The 16,467-nt window shown below is 71.7% G+C and carries 11 protein-coding genes; 7 read left to right on the top strand and 4 right to left on the bottom strand.

Annotated elements, in window-relative coordinates; all coding sequences use genetic code 11:
* Window positions 1-153: 153 nt before the first annotated feature.
* Window positions 154-1,269 (top strand): tryptophan--tRNA ligase, encoded by a 1,116-nt coding sequence (gene trpS / locus ACN261_RS07620; protein WP_425849166.1) that lies wholly within the window; start codon window positions 154-156, stop codon window positions 1,267-1,269.
* A gap of 97 nt (window positions 1,270-1,366) precedes the next feature.
* On the opposite strand, the gene ACN261_RS07615 is transcribed toward trpS, so the two are convergent.
* Entirely contained in the window at window positions 1,367-2,218 is an 852-nt protein-coding gene (locus tag ACN261_RS07615; RefSeq protein WP_421484595.1) for an SAM-dependent methyltransferase, read from the bottom strand.
* A 537-nt stretch (window positions 2,219-2,755) separates the two neighbouring features.
* On the opposite strand from ACN261_RS07615, the gene ACN261_RS07610 reads away from it, so the two are divergent.
* The 6 genes from ACN261_RS07610 to ACN261_RS07585 all read left to right on the top strand — a co-directional run bounded on the left by ACN261_RS07610 (window position 2,756) and on the right by ACN261_RS07585 (window position 13,497).
* The gene (locus ACN261_RS07610; RefSeq protein WP_425849164.1) at window positions 2,756-3,802 is read left to right on the top strand and encodes an SMP-30/gluconolactonase/LRE family protein; all 1,047 of its coding nucleotides are present in this window, start codon (window positions 2,756-2,758) and stop codon (window positions 3,800-3,802) included.
* Window positions 3,803-3,835: 33 nt separating this feature from the next.
* Window positions 3,836-5,551: a PQQ-dependent sugar dehydrogenase gene (locus ACN261_RS07605; protein ID WP_425849161.1), complete on the top strand. Its 1,716-nt coding sequence runs from the start codon at window positions 3,836-3,838 to the stop codon at window positions 5,549-5,551.
* Window positions 5,552-5,736: 185 nt separating this feature from the next.
* Window positions 5,737-9,648: a multifunctional oxoglutarate decarboxylase/oxoglutarate dehydrogenase thiamine pyrophosphate-binding subunit/dihydrolipoyllysine-residue succinyltransferase subunit gene (locus ACN261_RS07600; protein ID WP_425849159.1), complete on the top strand. Its 3,912-nt coding sequence runs from the start codon at window positions 5,737-5,739 to the stop codon at window positions 9,646-9,648.
* A gap of 477 nt (window positions 9,649-10,125) precedes the next feature.
* Window positions 10,126-11,238, top strand: a complete 1,113-nt coding sequence (locus ACN261_RS07595; protein ID WP_425849156.1) for a ricin-type beta-trefoil lectin domain protein — start codon at window positions 10,126-10,128, stop codon at window positions 11,236-11,238.
* Window positions 11,239-11,341: 103 nt separating this feature from the next.
* Window positions 11,342-12,631: a cellulose binding domain-containing protein gene (locus ACN261_RS07590; protein WP_425849153.1), complete on the top strand. Its 1,290-nt coding sequence runs from the start codon at window positions 11,342-11,344 to the stop codon at window positions 12,629-12,631.
* A 149-nt stretch (window positions 12,632-12,780) separates the two neighbouring features.
* Window positions 12,781-13,497 (top strand): response regulator transcription factor, encoded by a 717-nt coding sequence (locus ACN261_RS07585; RefSeq protein ID WP_421484589.1) that lies wholly within the window; start codon window positions 12,781-12,783, stop codon window positions 13,495-13,497.
* On the opposite strand, the gene ACN261_RS07580 is transcribed toward ACN261_RS07585, so the two are convergent.
* The 3 genes from ACN261_RS07580 to ACN261_RS07570 form a co-directional block, all read right to left on the bottom strand.
* A complete protein-coding gene (locus ACN261_RS07580) occupies window positions 13,425-14,282 on the bottom strand; it encodes a polyphosphate polymerase domain-containing protein (RefSeq protein WP_425849150.1) in 858 nt (285 codons plus the stop codon). The genes ACN261_RS07585 and ACN261_RS07580 overlap by 73 nt on opposite strands.
* Window positions 14,279-14,872: a DUF4956 domain-containing protein gene (locus ACN261_RS07575; protein ID WP_421484587.1), complete on the bottom strand. Its 594-nt coding sequence runs from the start codon at window positions 14,870-14,872 to the stop codon at window positions 14,279-14,281. Before ACN261_RS07575 ends, ACN261_RS07580 begins: the two co-directional genes overlap by 4 nt.
* Window positions 14,873-15,035: 163 nt before the next feature.
* On the bottom strand, window positions 15,036-16,427 hold the full coding sequence (locus ACN261_RS07570) for a carbohydrate-binding domain-containing protein (RefSeq protein WP_425849148.1): 1,392 nt from the start codon (window positions 16,425-16,427) through the stop codon (window positions 15,036-15,038).
* Window positions 16,428-16,467 lie beyond the last annotated feature (40 nt).

Below are 16,467 nucleotides of genomic sequence, written 5' to 3'. Positions count from 1 at the left end.
GGCCGTCCGTCGGGTCCGGGCCAACGGCCGAGGTCAGTTCGGTGGTCCGTGCCCGGGAGGCCGTGACGCCGTTTCGGACCGGGGTCCCTTTGCCGTTCCCCGATGCGCGCGCCGTGCAATCATGGCGTCGAGACCGACCCTTCAGGAGATCCTGTGAATACCGCCGTACCCCAGACCGAAGACGCCGGTGCCGCTGCCTGCGCCGGGCCGACCGACACGCTCGGGACGTCCGCCGCGCAGGCCCGCAGCGCCGTGCTGGAGGAGCTGATCCGCAAGGACCCGGGGCGGTTCCGGGTGCTCACCGGGGACCGCCCCACGGGCCGCCTGCACCTCGGTCACTTCTTCGGCACGCTGCACAACCGGGTCCGGCTCCAGGAACTCGGGGTGGAGTTGTTCGTGGTCATCGCGGACTACCAGGTCCTCACCGACCGCGACGTGGCGGACAATCTGCTCCAGCACGTCGAGGAACTGGTCCTGGACTACCTGGCCATCGGGGTGGACCCGGCCCGCAGCACGATCTTCACGCACGGGGCGGTGCCGGCACTCAACCAGTTGATGCTGCCGTTTCTCAGTCTGGTGTCGGTGTCGGAACTCAACCGCAATCCCACCGTCAAGGACGAGATCGCGCACTCGCGGCAGTCCGCCGTCAGCGGGTTGATGTTCACCTATCCCGTCCACCAGGCCGCCGACATCCTGTTCTGCAAGGCGAATCTGGTTCCGGTCGGCCAGGACCAACTTCCGCACCTCGAACTCACCCGGACGATCGCCCGTCGTTTCAACGACCGGTACGGCGCCGGTTCGGTGGTGTTCCCCCAGCCCGACGCGTTGTTGTCGAGCGCCCCGCTGCTGCTCGGCACGGACGGCACCAAGATGAGCAAGAGCCGGAACAACGCCATCACGCTCGCCGCCACCGTCGACGAGACCGCCCGGCTGGTCAAGGGGGCGAAGACGGACTCGGAGCGGCACATCAGCTACGACCCGGCCACCCGCCCGGAGGTGTCGTCGCTGCTGCTGCTGGCGGCCCTGTGTCAGGGGCGCAGCCCGGAGCAGGTGGCCGCCGACATCGGGTCGGCGGGGGCGGCGGCGCTCAAGAAGGTCGTCACCGAGTCGGTCAACGAGTACCTGGCCCCGATCCGGGCCCGCCGGGCCGAGTACGGGCAGGACCGGGCCCACCTGCGGGCCGTTCTGAGCGAGGGCAACGAGCGGGCGCGGGCGGTGGCCGACGCCACCCTCGCCGAGGTGCGGGCGGCGATGAACACCTGCTACTGACGCCGACCGTGGCCGGTGGCGTGCCCGAGGGGGTGCCGCCGGCCGGGCCGGCCCCCGGGGTGGGGGCCGGTCGCGTCGCCGACGACAGCACCCGTGCTCAGACCTTGCGGGCCACCCCACCGACGATCGTGTGGTAGGTGGCGGTCTGCCTGGTGTCCTCCTCGCCGTCCGGATGCCATTCGGCCAGCGGGACCAGCCCGGGCGGGACCAGCTCCAGGCCGCCGAAGAAGCTCAGGATCTCGTCGCGGGTGCGCCACCGGCCGGTGCCCAGCGTCTCGTTGAAGACCTTCTCCACCGCCCGCGCCTTCGCCGAGACCTCCGGCTGGGCCGCGCCCGGGTCGTAGAAGTGCGAGATGGCCAGGTAGCTGCCGGAGGGGAGCGCGTCGATCAGCCGGCGGGCCACCCCGGCGGGGTCGTCGTCGTCGTGCAGGTGGTGCAGGATCGCCAGGAGCAGCAGCCCGACCGGCTGGTCGAAGTCGATCAGCTTGCGGTCGCGCATCTCCGCCAGCAGCTCGTCCGGCTGCCGCACGTCGGCCCCGACCACGGTGGTGGTCCGGGCGTCGGCGAGCAGGGCGCGCCCGTGGGCGAGGGCCATCGGGTCGTTGTCCACGTAGACCACCCGGGCGTCCGGGTCGACCTGGTGGGCGATCTCGTGCACGTTGCCCCGGGTGGGCAGGCCGGAGCCGAGGTCGAGGAACTGGCGGATGCCGGCTTCGGCGGCCAGGTAGCGGACCGACCGGCGCAGGAAGGCCCGGCAGGCCCGCCCGGCCTCCGGACCGTCCGGGGTGACCTGCATCGCCATCTGGGCGGCGTGCCGGTCGACCGCGAAGTTGTCCTTGCCGCCGAGGTAGTAGTCGTACACCCGGGCGATGCTGGGTCGGGTGGTGTCGACGCCCGGCGGCGCCGCCTTGTCGCTCGTCAACGCTTCGATCCCTCCGAACAGGGCCATGGTCGGTGAATACTGGCGGGGAGACCACGACACCCATGGCTGCCGAACCGGTGCCGGCCCACGACGTGGGTCGGATCTGCCCTGAGGGTAGATGAGCGCGCTCCCAACGTCGATTCCGCCTCTGTCGGTAACGCGGCAGGTGGGCACGAATCGGAACCGTCGGTGCGTCCCGTGGCCCCGTTCGGGGTCCACAGTCGATCGGTCCACGATGGTCGGCGGCGGAACGTCGGACCGGCGGCGGCGACAGGGCGTCCCGGAACGGCCGGACGGCCCCCGGGGACTCCATCGACCGGACCCGATCAGCATGTGGACTCCGTCGACGGTCGCTGTCCGGCGACGGCGGGCAATCGGGCCACATTGACCAGCATCTTAGTGAGAAATCCGGATCCCGGCCGGGATCGGCGGATCGTCACCCATGCGGTGGGGTGGTTCCTAATTTATGCTCCCCATGATGCATCGATACCAGTAGATCAGTTCCGGTGCCACCACCCCGCGACCGCCGACGACGGCGGGTCCGTTCGCCGATCGGAGTTCCCGATGGTCCTGCAACCGGCCGCCACCGCGCTGGCCAGCCTGCTGCTCGCCCTGCCCGCCGCCGTCCCGGCGGGCCCCGACACCGCGCCCGCCCTGTCGACCGGGCAGTCCGCCGCCCTGGCCGGTCCGCCCGGCGCACCGCCCGGTGTCTGCCCGGCCGGCACCGGCTACGGCCCGCCGCTGCCGTCGACCTCGGTCACGGCCACGAAGATCCGGGGCGGCTTCGCGTTCCTGGAGGGGCCCGTCTGGATCGCCGACCGGGGCTACCTGCTCTTCTCCGACATGGCCGCGCCGACCGGGTCGGAGTGGGTCCAGCCGTCGACGATCCGGCGGTTCACCCCACCGGCCACCTTCGACACGTTCCTCGGCAACGCCGGCAGCAACGGGCTCGCGCTCACCCCCGACGGGCAGCAGCTCGTCGCCGCCACGCACGACCAGCGCAGCGTCTCGACGTACCGGCTCGACAACCTGGCCCGGGGGGTCGTCGCCGGAAACTACCAGGGCCGGGCGTTCAACTCGCCCAACGACGTGGCGGTCCGCTCGGACGGTGTCGTCTACTTCACCGACCCCAACTTCCAGCGGGGCAACCGCCCCGACCAGATGAGCGGGCGGACCAGCGTCTTCCGCGTCTCCGGCGGCCAGGTGTCGCTGGTCGACGACGCGCTGCGCCAGCCCAACGGCATCGCGCTCTCCCCGGACGGCAGCACCCTCTACGTCGGCGCCTACGGCGAGAACAAGATCTACAAGTACGCCGTCCAGCCCGACGGCAGCACCGGCCCCCGCAGCGTGTTCGTCAACTACGTCGGCGGCCCGGACGGCGGCACGATCGACTGCGCCGGCAACGTCTACTGGACCTCCGGCGGCGACGGGCTGGTGCACGTCTACTCGCCCACGGGCAGCCAGCTCGGCACGATCCGCTCCGGCGTGAGCGGCACCACCAACGTGGCGTTCGGCGGGTCCGACCGGCGCACCCTCTTCGTCACCTCGGGCCGGACGAACGACTCCGGGCTGTACAGCGTGCGGCTCAACGTGCCCGGCTACCCGTACTGACCACGACCGGGCTTCCAGGAAGGGACCTATCGCGTGCGATCCAGTCTTCGCCATCCCCGTCGCCTCGTCGGCCTCGCGCTGCTGACCAGCGCCTGCACCGTCCTGGCCGGCGCACCCGTCACCGCCGGCCCACCGGCCACGCCGGGCGGGACGACCCTCGTCCGGGCCGCCGCCGACACCCGGCCGCCCACCGCGCCGGGCTACCTGCGCAGCACCCGGCTGACCTGTCAGTCGGTCACGCTCGCCTGGTCGGCGTCCCGGGACGACGTCGGGGTCGCCTACTACGACATCTACCACGACGGCCAACTGGTCACCTCGGTCGCCGGCAACACGCTCACCGCCACCCTCTCCGTCGCGCAGGGCGTCACCTGGGGGTGGTACGTCAACGCCCGGGACGCCGCCGGCAACGTGTCGCAGGCCAGTGCCACGCTCTCCGTGACGCCGCCGTTCTGCCAGTCGGACACCCAGCGGCCCACCACCCCGACCAACCTCGCCGCCACCGCCAACGGCACCGACGTGACCCTGACCTGGACGGCGTCCACCGACAACGTGGCGGTCACCCGGTACGACATCCTGCGCGGCGGGGTGACGGTCGGCTCGGTCACCGGCACGGCCGGCAACCCGCCGGCGACCTCGTTCACCGACACCGGGCTGGCCGCCGACACCGAGTACCGCTACACGGTCGTCGCCCGGGACGCGCAGGGCAACACCTCCACGGCGAGCAGCGCGGTGACCGTGCGTACCGGGTCGGCCTGCACCAGTGCGGTCTGCGGCACCACGGTGGTCACCACCGAGCGGGACCTGCCGTGGGGGCTGGTGCAACTGCCCGACGGCACGGTGCTCTACGGCCGGCGTGACCTGTTCGACGTCGTCGCGATGAACCCGGACGGCAGCAACAAGCGCAGCATCGGCACGGTGCCCAACGTGGCCGGCACCAACGGCGAGGGCGGGGTGCTCGGGCTGGCCGTGTCGTCGAGCTTCGCCACCGACCGGTGGTTGTACATCTACCACACCACCACGACCGACAACCGGATCGTCCGCATCCGCTACGACGGGACGTTGCAGACCGGCACGGTGCAGGTGCTGCTGACCGGCATCCCGCGCAACAAGTACCACAACGGCGGGCGGCTGCGGTTCGGCCCGGACGGGATGCTCTACGCCGCCACCGGCGACGGGCAGAGCCCGGACCGTGCCCAGGACGTCAACGACCTGGGCGGCAAGGTGCTCCGGATCCGCCCCGACGGCACCGTGCCGTCGGACAACCCGTTCGGCAACGCGGTCTGGAGCTACGGGCACCGCAACCCGCAGGGGCTGGCGTTCGACTCCCGGGGCCGGCTCTTCGAGCAGGAGTTCGGCAACAACGTCATGGACGAGACCAACATCATCGTCCGGGGCGGCAACTACGGGTGGCCGGCCTGCGAGGGCACCACGGGCAGCTGCGCCAACCCGAACTTCACCGCCCCGATCCGCACCTACCCGGTGGCCGAGGCGTCGTGCAGCGGCCTGGCCATCGTCCGGGACGTGCTCTACCTCGGCTGCCTGCGGGGCAACCGGATGTACCGGGCGGTGATCAGCGGGAACACCCTCACCGACGTGCAGCAGTACTTCGTCGGCACGTACAGCCGGCTGCGGACCGTCGAGCCGACCCTCGACGGGAACCTGTGGCTGACCACGAGCACCGGCGGTGACAAGGACAGCATCCCCAACAACAGCAACGAGCGGATCCTCAAGGTGACCTTGGGCAGGTAGCCGGGGTGACCCTGGGCAGGTGGCCGGGCGCGCTCTGCGTACCGGCCGCGACGGCACACCGGCCGGCCCACCACCTGCGGTGCGGTCGCCGACCACCCCGGTCGGCGACCGCACCGCTCCGGTACGCAACCGGCGGTAAGCCGTGTCCACAATGGCGGCACGGGTCGGCGTAGCCTGAATCGGACGTGGTTTCCGTCCACCGTGACGAGATCGTCGCGTGCCGTCAATCTGTGGTGAAAGAGGCGAACCCGGCTGTGTCGACCCAGCAGACCTCGCAGGACAATCCGCTCGCGGATTTCGGTCCCAACGAGTGGATCGTCGACGAGATGTACCAGCGTTATCTGGCCGATCCGGCGAGCGTCGACCATGCCTGGCACGACTTCTTCGCCGACTACCGACCGGGGGTGGGCGCGACCGTCCCGCCGCCGGGCGTGACCACCCCGGCATCGGGCCCTGCCGTCCCGCCCTCGGGCCCGACCACCCCGCCTCGGGAGGCGGTCGCTGCGGATACGACGCCGGCCGCGGACGCCCGTGCCGGGGCGGCGACCGGAGCGGGCGCACCGACTCCGCCGACCGCCCGGTCCGGGAAGGCTCCCGCGTCGGGTGAGCGGTCCGGGTCGTCCACTGAGCGGTCCGGGTCGGCCACTGAGCGGTCCGGGTCGGCCGGCGAGCGGTCCGGCGGAACCCGGGCGGCCGGTGGGGAGACGTCAGGCGGTGGCGCGGCGGGTGACCCGGCCACCGCCGCGAGCACGGTCCCGCTGCGCGGGGTCGCGGCCCGCATCGTGCAGAACATGAACAGCTCGCTGCACGTGCCGACCGCCACCAGTGTCCGCGCCGTGCCGGCCAAGCTGCTGGTGGACAACCGCATCGTGATCAACAATCATCTCGCCCGGGGCCGGGGCGGCAAGGTCAGCTTCACCCACCTGATCGGCTGGGCGCTGGTGCGCGCGGTCGTCGCGCATCCCGAGATGAACAACTCCTACGCCGAGGTGGACGGCAAGCCGGCGCTGGTGCGGCCGGAGCACGTCAACCTGGGTATCGCCATCGACCTGGCCCGGCCGGACGGCACCCGCACCCTGGTCGTACCGTCGATCAAGAAGTGCGAAAGCATGGACTTCCGGCAGTTCTGGCAGGCGTACGAGGACGTGGTCCGGCGGGCCCGGCGCGGCGAGCTGACCATGGAGGACCACTCGGGCACGACGATCTCGCTGACCAACCCGGGCGGCATCGGCACCGTGCACTCGGTGCCCCGGCTGATGCCCGGCCAGAGCGCGATCATCGGCGTCGGCGCGATGGAGTACCCGGCGCCGTACCAGGGGATGTCCGACGAGACCCTGGCCGACCACGGCATCAGCAAGGTCACCACGTTGACCAGCACGTACGACCACCGGGTGATCCAGGGCGCGCAGTCCGGCGAGTTCCTCAAGACGGTGCACGAACTGCTGCTCGGCGGGCACGGCCTGTACGACGACATCTTCACCTCGCTGCGTATCCCGTACGAGCCGGTGCGCTGGATGCGGGACGTGGCCCGGACCTCCGAGGGGCAGATCGACAAGGCCGCCCGGGTGATCGAGCTGATCCACGCCTACCGGGTGCGCGGGCACCTGATGGCCGACACCGACCCGCTCGAGTTCACCATCCGCCGGCATCCCGACCTGGACGTCCTGCAACACGGCCTGACCCTGTGGGACCTCGACCGGACCTTCCCGGTCGGTGGCTTCGCCGGCCGGCAGAAGATGCGGCTGCGCGACGTGCTCGGCGTCCTGCGGGACACCTACTGCCGCCGGGTCGGCATCGAGTACATGCACATCCAGGAGCCGGAGGAGCGGCGCTGGATCCAGGAACGCATCGAGATCAGGTACACCAAGCCGGACCCGGACGAACAGCAGCACCTGCTCAACCGGCTCAACGCCGCCGAGGCGTTCGAGACCTTCCTGCAGACCAAGTACGTCGGCCAGCGCCGCTTCTCGCTGGAGGGCGGCGAGTCGCTGATCCCGCTGCTCGACGAGGTGCTCCAGGCCTGCGCCGAGGGCGGCTTCCACGAGCTGGTCATCGGCATGGCCCACCGGGGCCGGCTCAACGTGCTCGCCAACATCGTCGGCAAGCCGTACGAGAAGATCTTCAACGAGTTCGAGGGCCAGATGGACCCGGACTCGGCGCACGGCTCCGGCGACGTGAAGTACCACCTCGGGCAGACCGGCAGGTACACCACGCCCGACGGCCAGCACTGCACCACCGTCAGCGTGGTGGCCAACCCGTCGCACCTGGAGGCCGTCGATCCGGTGCTGGAGGGCATCGTCCGGGCCAAGCAGGACCGGCTCGACCTGGGCCTGGAGGGCTACACCGTGCTGCCGGTGCTGGTCCACGGTGACGCCGCGTTCGCCGGCCAGGGGGTCGTCGCCGAGACGCTCAACCTGTCCCAGCTGCGTGGCTACCGCACCGGCGGCACCGTGCACGTGGTGGTCAACAACCAGGTCGGCTTCACCACCGCCCCCGAGTACAGCCGTTCGTCGCTCTACTGCACCGACGTGGCCCGGATGATCCAGGCACCGATCTTCCACGTCAACGGCGACGACCCGGAGGCGGTGGTCCGGGTCGCCCGGTTGGCCTTCGAGTACCGCCAGGCGTTCAACAAGGACGTCGTCATCGACCTGGTCTGCTACCGCCGCCGTGGGCACAACGAGGGCGACGACCCGTCGATGACCAACCCCCGGATGTACGAGATCATCGATGCCAAGCGCAGCGTCCGGAAGATCTACACCGAGGAGTTGATCGGCCGGGGCGACATCACGGTCGAGACCGCGCAGCAGCAGCTCGGCGAGTACCAGGCCGAGCTGGAGCGGGTCTTCAAGGCCAGCCGGGACGCGGCCGGCGCGCCGTCGCGGGCCCGCCCGTCCTGGTCCGCGGAGCCCGAGCCGCAGGTCGACACCGCCGTCGACCCGTCGGTCGTCCGTGCGGTCGGCGAGGCCCACCTGCACCTGCCGGAGGGGTTCACCGCGCACAAGCGGGTCCAGCAGGTGTTGCAGCGGCGGGCACGCATGGCGGTCGAGGGCGGTATCGACTGGGGCTTCGGCGAGCTGGTCGCCTTCGGCTCGCTGCTGGGCCAGGGCGTCACCGTCCGGCTGGCCGGCCAGGATTCGCGACGCGGCACGTTCACCTCGCGGCACGCCGCGGTCGTCGACGCGGCCACCGGTGAGTCGTACCTGCCGCTGTCCCGCCTGGCCAGCGGCGACGCCCGGTTCTTCGTGCACGACTCGCTGCTGAGCGAGTACGCCGCCATGGGCTTCGAGTACGGCTACTCGGTGGAGAACCCCGAGGCGCTGGTGCTCTGGGAGGCGCAGTTCGGTGACTTCGCCAACGGCGCGCAGTCCATCATCGACGAGTTCCTCTCCTCCGGTGAGCTGAAGTGGGGTCAGCGGTCGTCGCTGGTGCTGCTGCTGCCGCACGGGCAGGAGGGGCAGGGGCCGGACCACTCGTCCGGGCGGCCGGAACGCTTCCTGCAACTGTGCGGGCAGGACAACATGCGGGTCGCCATCCCCAGCACCCCGGCCAACTACTTCCACCTGCTGCGCCGGCAGGCCCTGTCGGCCAAGCGCAAGCCGCTGGTGGTCTTCTCGCCGAAGTCGTTGCTGCGGCACCGGCTCTGCGTCTCGGAGGTTGCGGACTTCACCAGCGGCGGCTTCCGACCGGTGCTGGACGACGGCGGGCCGGGTGTCGAGTCGCCGGCCGCCGAGACGGTCAGGCGGGTGCTGCTCTGCTCCGGAAAGGTCTACTACGACCTGGTGCAGGCCCGTGCCGACCGCGGCATTGGCGACACCGCCATCGTCCGGTTGGAGCAGCTCTACCCGCTACCGGTCGAGGAACTCAAGGCGGTGCTCGACCGGTACCCCCGTGCGGAGGACGTCGCCTGGGTGCAGGAGGAGCCGGCGAACCAGGGCGCCTGGTCGTTCGTGGCGCTCAACCTGGTGGAGCACCTGGACGGGGTGCGGCTGCGCCGCATCTCCCGCCCGGCCGCCGCCGCCCCGGCGGTCGGTTCCGCCAAGCAGCACGAGGTCGAGCAGGCCGCGATCATCGACGCGGCGCTGCCGCAGCCCTGAGGCACGGGTGACGAAGGGACGGGGCGGCCCGCCGGTGTGGCGGGCCGCCCCACCCCCGGTGCGGGTCGCCGGTGCGGGTACCGGTGGGACGCGGGCGACCGCCCCGGTCCCCGGGGACGCCGACTGACGGCACGGTCGCGGCACCGCCGACGCGGCGGCACCCGGAGCGGACGGGTATGAACGCGCCGGCCCGTCCGGGTGCCCGGTCGCCTTCCGCCGGGAGGCCGGCGGTGAGGCCGAACTGGACCAGGTCAGCGACAAGTATTTACAATGGTCGTTGTTAACGCTCACACCCGTCCCGGTGCCGAGGCCGCCCCGTCCTGTCGGGGCGGCGATCGGCGTGTGCCCGGCGGGACCCGGCGGTCGCTGGCCGTCCGGTCCGGCCGATCCGCGTCACCGGCGTGCCGCCCCTCACCACGGCGGCCGTCCGACCGGCCCACGCCCTCGGCCAGCTCCACCGATCCAGGGGAGAAGTCCATGCGAACGAGGGCACGATGGCTCGCGGCGCTCGCCGTACTCGGCGTCATGACCGCCGGGGTGGTGACACCGACCGGCCCCGCCCACGCCGAATCCAACGGCGGGGTACGGGTCATGCCGCTCGGCGACTCCATCACCGAGGGCACCCAGGTGCCCGGCGGCTACCGGATCGGGCTCTGGCAGCGCCTGGCCGCCGGCCGTTACACGATCGACTTCGTCGGATCGCAGTTCAACGGGCCGGCCAGCCTGGGTGACCACGACCACCAGGGGCACCCCGGCTGGCGCATCGACCAGATCGACGCGAACATCGTCGGCTGGCTGAACACCCAGCGTCCGCAGACCGTGCTGCTGCACATCGGCACCAACGACATCCTCCAGAACTACAACGTGGGCACCGCGCCGAACCGGCTCTCCACCCTGATCGACAAGATCACCACCACCGCACCCACCGCCGAGGTGTTCGTCGCTCAGATCATCACGCTCTCCAACGGCAACCAGGCGGCGGCCGCGCGCACCTTCAACGCGGCGATCCCGGGCATCGTGCAGAGCAAGGTGAACGCCGGCAAGCGGGTGCACCTGGTCGACATGCAGAGCGCCCTGACCACCGCCGACCTGATCGACGGCATCCACCCCACCTCCGGCGGCTACGACAAGATGGCCGCCCGCTGGTACAGCGCCCTGCAGTCGGTGCCCGGCAGCATCGGCAACCCGGGCAACAGCGGCGGACAGACCACCACGATCGTGGGCACCCCGTCGGGCCGGTGCGTCGACGTGCCCGGCTCCGCCACCACCAACGGGCTCCAGTTGCAGCTCTGGGACTGCCACGGCGGCACCAACCAGCAGTGGACGTACACCTCCGGTCGGGCGTTGACCGTGCTCGGCACCAAGTGTCTGGACGCCGCCGGCTACGGCACCATCCCGGGCACCCTCGTCACCACGTACGACTGCCACGGCGGCACCAACCAGCAGTGGAACGTCAACGCCAACGGCACCATCACCGGCGTGCAGTCCGGCCTCTGCCTCGACGCCAACGGCGGGGCCACCGCCAACGGCACGAAGCTCGTCCTGTGGACCTGCAACGGCCAGGCCAACCAGCAGTGGAGCCGGCGGTAGCCCGCAGCCCCGTCCAACGAAGGAGATGCCTGAAGTGACGCTACCGACAGATCGACCCCCGACCCCGCCTCCGGCCGGCCGCCGGACCTCCGTGGCCCGGTCCGTGAGCTGGCTCTCGGCCGGCCTCGCGGTGCTCCTCGGCCTCGTGGTGACCGCGACCGCGCCGCACGCCGCGGTGGCGGCGGCGGACAACCCCTACCAGCGTGGCCCGGACCCGACCCCGGCCAGTGTGGCCGCCACCCGGGGGCCGTTCGCCACCACGCAGGCGACCGTGCCGGCGGGCAACGGCTTCAACGGCGGGTTCGTCTACTACCCGACCGACACCAGCCTGGGCACCTGGGGCGCGGTGGCGATCGTGCCCGGGTACTCCGCCCTGTTCGCCAACGAGGAGGCCTGGATGGGCCCCTGGCTGGCGTCCTTCGGGTTCGTGGTGCTCGGGATCGAGACCAACAGCCGGACCGACGGCGCCGACGCCCGGGCCACCCAGCTGCTCGCGGGGCTGGACTACCTCACCCGGACCAGCCCGGTGCGCAGCCGGGTGGACCCCAACCGGCTCAGCGTGATGGGCCACTCCGCAGGTGGAGCCGGCACCCTGCTGGCCGCGCTGCGGCGGCCGTCGCTGCGGACCGCGGTCGGCCTCGCCCCCGGTACGCCCGGCAACAACCTGAACATGTCCACCACCCAGGTCCCCACCCTGCTTCTGTCGGGGCAGAACGACGGCACGGTCACCCCGTCCTACGTGCAGGGCATCTACAACACGCTGCCCGCCGGGGTGGAGCACGCCTGGGCGGAGCTGGCCGGCAACGACCACCTGTCGTTCACCAGGTCGAACCCGACCGAGATGCGGCTGCTGATCCCCTGGCTCAAGATCTTCCTGGACTACGACACCCGCTACACGCAGTTCCTCTGCCCGCTGGCGAACAGCACCGGCGTCTCCCGGTACAGCTCCACCTGCCCGCTGGTGCCGCCGGGCGGGCCGACGATCCCGGCCACCCCGCCGCCGACGACGACCCCACCCCCCACCACGCCGCCGCCGACCACGCCACCCCCCACCACGCCACCGCCGACCACGCCGCCGCCCACGACCCCGCCGCCCGGCACCGCCTGCACCGCGACGTACCGCACGATCGGCTCGTGGTCGGGTGGCTTCCAGGGCGAGGTCACGGTGACCGCCGGCAGCGCCGCCGTCGACGGCTGGACCACCCGTTGGCAGTTGGCCGGCGGACAGGGCATCAGCCAGGTCTGGAACGGCACGCTGAGCACCAGCGGCACCACCGTGACCGTGCGCAACGCGACCTACAACGGCACCCTCGCCCCCGGCACCTCGACGACCTTCGGCTTCCTCGGCACCGGCACGCCGACCAGCCCGTCGCCGACCTGCACCAGCCCCTGAGCGCCACGGCCGCCCACCCGACCTCGCGTCGGGTGGGCGGTCCCGCGCGACCGTCCGGTCGTCGGTCGCAGGGCGTTCACAGCTGATCCACAGCCGACTGCGAGGCCGTTCCCCACCATGTCCCGTACGAACAGTGCGTGAATACCCCGATGTCCAGGGTGCTCGTCGTGGACGACGATCCGAACCTGCGGATGCTGCTCTCGGCGACGTTGGGCAGACACGAGTTCGAGGTCCGGGTGGCCGCCGACGGCCGGGAGGCGCTGGTCGTGGCAGCGGACTTCGACCCGCACCTGGTGGTGCTCGACGTGATGCTCCCGGACGTGGACGGTTTCCAGGTCGCCCGCAGCCTGTGGGCCGGGCCGGGCCCCGGGGTGCCGGTGCTGTTCCTCACCGCCCGCGACGAGCTGGCCGACCGCATCGCCGGGCTGGCCGCCGGGGCCGACGACTACGTCACCAAACCGTTCAGCCTGGAGGAGCTGGTGCTCCGGGTGCGGGCGGTCCTACGGCGGTGCGGGGCTGACCGACAGGCGCGGGACGACGGCCTGCTGTGCTTCGCCGACCTCGAACTGGACGAGGAGGCCCACGAGGTGCGCCGGGGCGGGCACCCGGTGCCGTTGTCGCCCACCGAGTTCAACCTGCTGCGGTTCCTGCTCGCCAACTCGGGCCGGGTGGTCAGCAAGGCGCAGATCCTCGACGGGGTGTGGCACTACCGCTTCGGCGGCGACGGCCGGATCGTCGAGTCGTACGTCCACTGCCTGCGCAGGAAGATCGACCGTTGGGACCCGCCCCTGATTCACACCGTCCGGGGTGTCGGATACGCGTTGCGGCTGCCGCCGGGACCCACGGCGACCTCTCCTCCGGGGTGAGGCGTCCCCTGCCAGGTGGGCACGGGATGGAAGTGCCGGCGCAGGGTGCGTCGCCAGCGCCCGGCGGGCAGTTCGGGGTCGAGCGCGGCCAGCCCGGTCGCGTACTTGGAGATGGCCACCGGGCGGTGCCCCTGCCGCCAGAGCAGCCGGTCGACGTGGGAGGCGGTGGAGCCGGTCTTGGTCTCGATGATGGCCAGCTCGGGCAGCGCCAGCCGACGGCCGCGGTGGTCCTCCCAGCGCAGCGCGACGTCGATGGTCGCCCGGCTGGCGGTCGCCGGCAGGTAGAGCGTGCTGCGCAGGTAGCTGGTGGTGAGGGTCGGCGAGAAGGCCAGGTCGGGCCCGGTGCTCAGCGCCGCGAGCACCCCGTCGACGAACGACCGGCCGGGGGCGAGGGTGCCGCTGTCGTCGGGGCGGTAGGGCAGGCGCTCCTTGACCGTGCCGCCCCGGGTGCCCTCCGTCTTCACCTCCAGCCAGCACAGGCCGGAGTCCAGGTAGGTCCGCGTCCTGATCTTGAAGCGGCGTCGGCGTCGGCGGGCGGTGAGCCGGAAGCTGACCAGGTCGGCGGTGTCGAAGTAGATCGACTCGTAGCGGAACGCGCGCCTGCCGTCGATTTCCAGCACCTGGTCGGTGTGGTCGAGCCCGGCGAGCAGGCGCGGCAGTTCGGCCAGCGGCAGGAGGTACTTGCGGTCGAACCGGGTCTGTAGCGCGGCGCGCTCGGTCAGTTCCGCGAGCCCGATCGGCGTGAGCTGGGCCAGCGCCGTGACGGACGGGTCGACGGCGGTCACCGGGCCGCGCCCGCGTCGACCGGTCGCCGCCCGCCGGTGGCGGTGACCCTGGGCCGCGAGTAGCGGACGTCCACGACCGTGGTGTCGTTGACCAGGTCGACCCGCTCGACGTTGACGTTGTGCACCCGGGCACCCAGCAGTTGCTCCAGGTGCGCGGTGAGGGCGACCGAGTCGGTGACCGCGCTGTCCAGCACGATGACGTGCCGCCGGTACCGGCGCAGCAGCCGGGGATGGTCCCCGACGAACATCACGGCGAGGATCAGCGCCGTCAACGCGCCGACCGTCCAGACCGAGGTGCCGGCGAGCGGGCCGAGGATGCCGAGCGCGAGCGCCGAGAAGTAGTACGCCACCTCGTGCTGGTCGAGTTCCGTGGAGCGGAGCCGGATGATCGACAGCACGCCGAAGAGGCCCAGCCCGAGCCCGGCACCGACGGTGCTGCTGCTCAGCGAGCTGGCCACCGCGAAGACGCCGACGTTGACGCCGAGGTAGGCCACCACCAGGTCCCGCCGTCGGTGGCGCGGGAAGTACAGCGCGAAGACGAGCAGGACCACGGCGACCAGGTCCATTCCGGCCAGGACCAAGCGGGACATGTTTGCTCCTTGGGGTGTCCGCCGGCCGTTTCCCACGTACGGCGTCCGGCGGTGGGGCATCGGATCTGGCAGTGGTGCCCCGGCGGGGCCGACGGCGGACACCGTCGGCCCCGCCGGGTTGCGGTTCGGGCCCGGTCGGGCCCGAACCGCGACGCCCGAGGGCTCAGTACCGCCCGTACTTGCCGGCGGTGACACCGGTCAGCACCCGGGTGGCCCCGGTGATGCTGCCGCCGGTGTAGAGACCGCCGACGCTGGTGCCGGTCACGCTGCCGCCGGTGTAGATGTCGTACCGCTGGCCGTTGGTGATCCGGTTGGACGAGAAGACGACCTCCCGCACGGTGGCCGAGGTCCGGTAGGAGCCCAGCACCGTGCTGCCGGACACGACGTGCACGATGGTGTTGGCGGCCAGGTTGGCGTTGAACCGGGGGGCCACCCAGCCCTGGCCGGTGTTCGGCACCGCCCGGAACACGGCCAGCGAGGTCAGCGCCGCGCCCACCACCGTGCCGCCGGTGAAGGAGATCGGGCCGTCGGCGTCGATCGCGCCCTCGCCGCCGCCCCGGGTGCTGGAGCCCCGGGCCACCACGGTGCCGCCGGCGAAGGTGAGCGACCCGTTGGAGTCGAAGCCGTCCGTGCCGCCGGTGGCCACCACCGTGCCGCCGGTGACCTTGATGAACGCGATCGCGGACGGTTCCATGTGGCCGAGGCCCTCCTCGGCGGCGTTGACCGCGTCGTCGCTGGCCACGACCGTGATGTTGCCGCCGCTGATGGTGGTCTGGAGCCCTTCCAGCGCCTCGTACGACCGGGTGACGTTGATGGTGCCGCCGGAGATGTTCAGGACGTTCTCACCCTTGATGGCGTCGTCGGCGACCGAGGCCGTGATGGTGCCGTTGGTGATGGTGAGCACGCCCTTGCCGGCCTCGGTGTCGTTGGACTTGAGCCCGTCGCCGCCGGACGAGGTCACGGCGATCGTGCCGCCGTTGACGGTGAGCGAGTCCTTGCCCCGGATCGCGTCGTCCACCGCGTTGACGGTGATGGTGCCGGACTGGACGACCAGGTCGTCCTTGCTGACGATGCCGTCGGCGTGGTTGGCGCGCACGGTCAGCGCGCCGGTGCCGCCGATGGTCAGGTCGGCGGCGCTGAACAGGGCGGCGTCCGGCTCGCCGGTGTTGGTGTACGTCGCCGCGTCGGTGAGGTTGTTGCTGGTGCCGGCCGCCAGCGTGAGGGTGACCGCGCTGGCGTTCGTCACGTACAGCGGCGAGGAGGTGGAGTTGGTGATCGAGGCCCCGGCGAGGACGATTTCCACGGTGCCGGTGACGGCGGTGTCGACCTTGACGTAGCCGTTGTTCAGCGTGCCCCTGATCTCGTAGGAGCCGGGCGCGGTGATGGTGACGGCGCTGCCGGCGACGGTGACGTTGCTGCCGGTGACGCTCGCGCTGGAGCCGTTGAGGGTGATCGTTGCGGTCGCGGCGGCGACGGCGGCGACGGCGAGCGGGCCGGCCAGCAGGGTGGCGGTGAGGCCGGCCAGGACGGCGGTACGGCGTGCGGTGGCGGTCATGGGGGTCCTGTTCCTCGGTGCGGGCGGAGGGGATGCGCGG

The sequence above is a fragment of the Micromonospora sp. WMMD723 genome (assembly GCF_049863385.1).
Taxonomy (GTDB): domain Bacteria; phylum Actinomycetota; class Actinomycetes; order Mycobacteriales; family Micromonosporaceae; genus Micromonospora; species Micromonospora wenchangensis.
The sequence above is the reverse complement of the archived record's forward strand: the minus strand, read 5'-3'. Positions and strand labels throughout refer to the sequence as shown.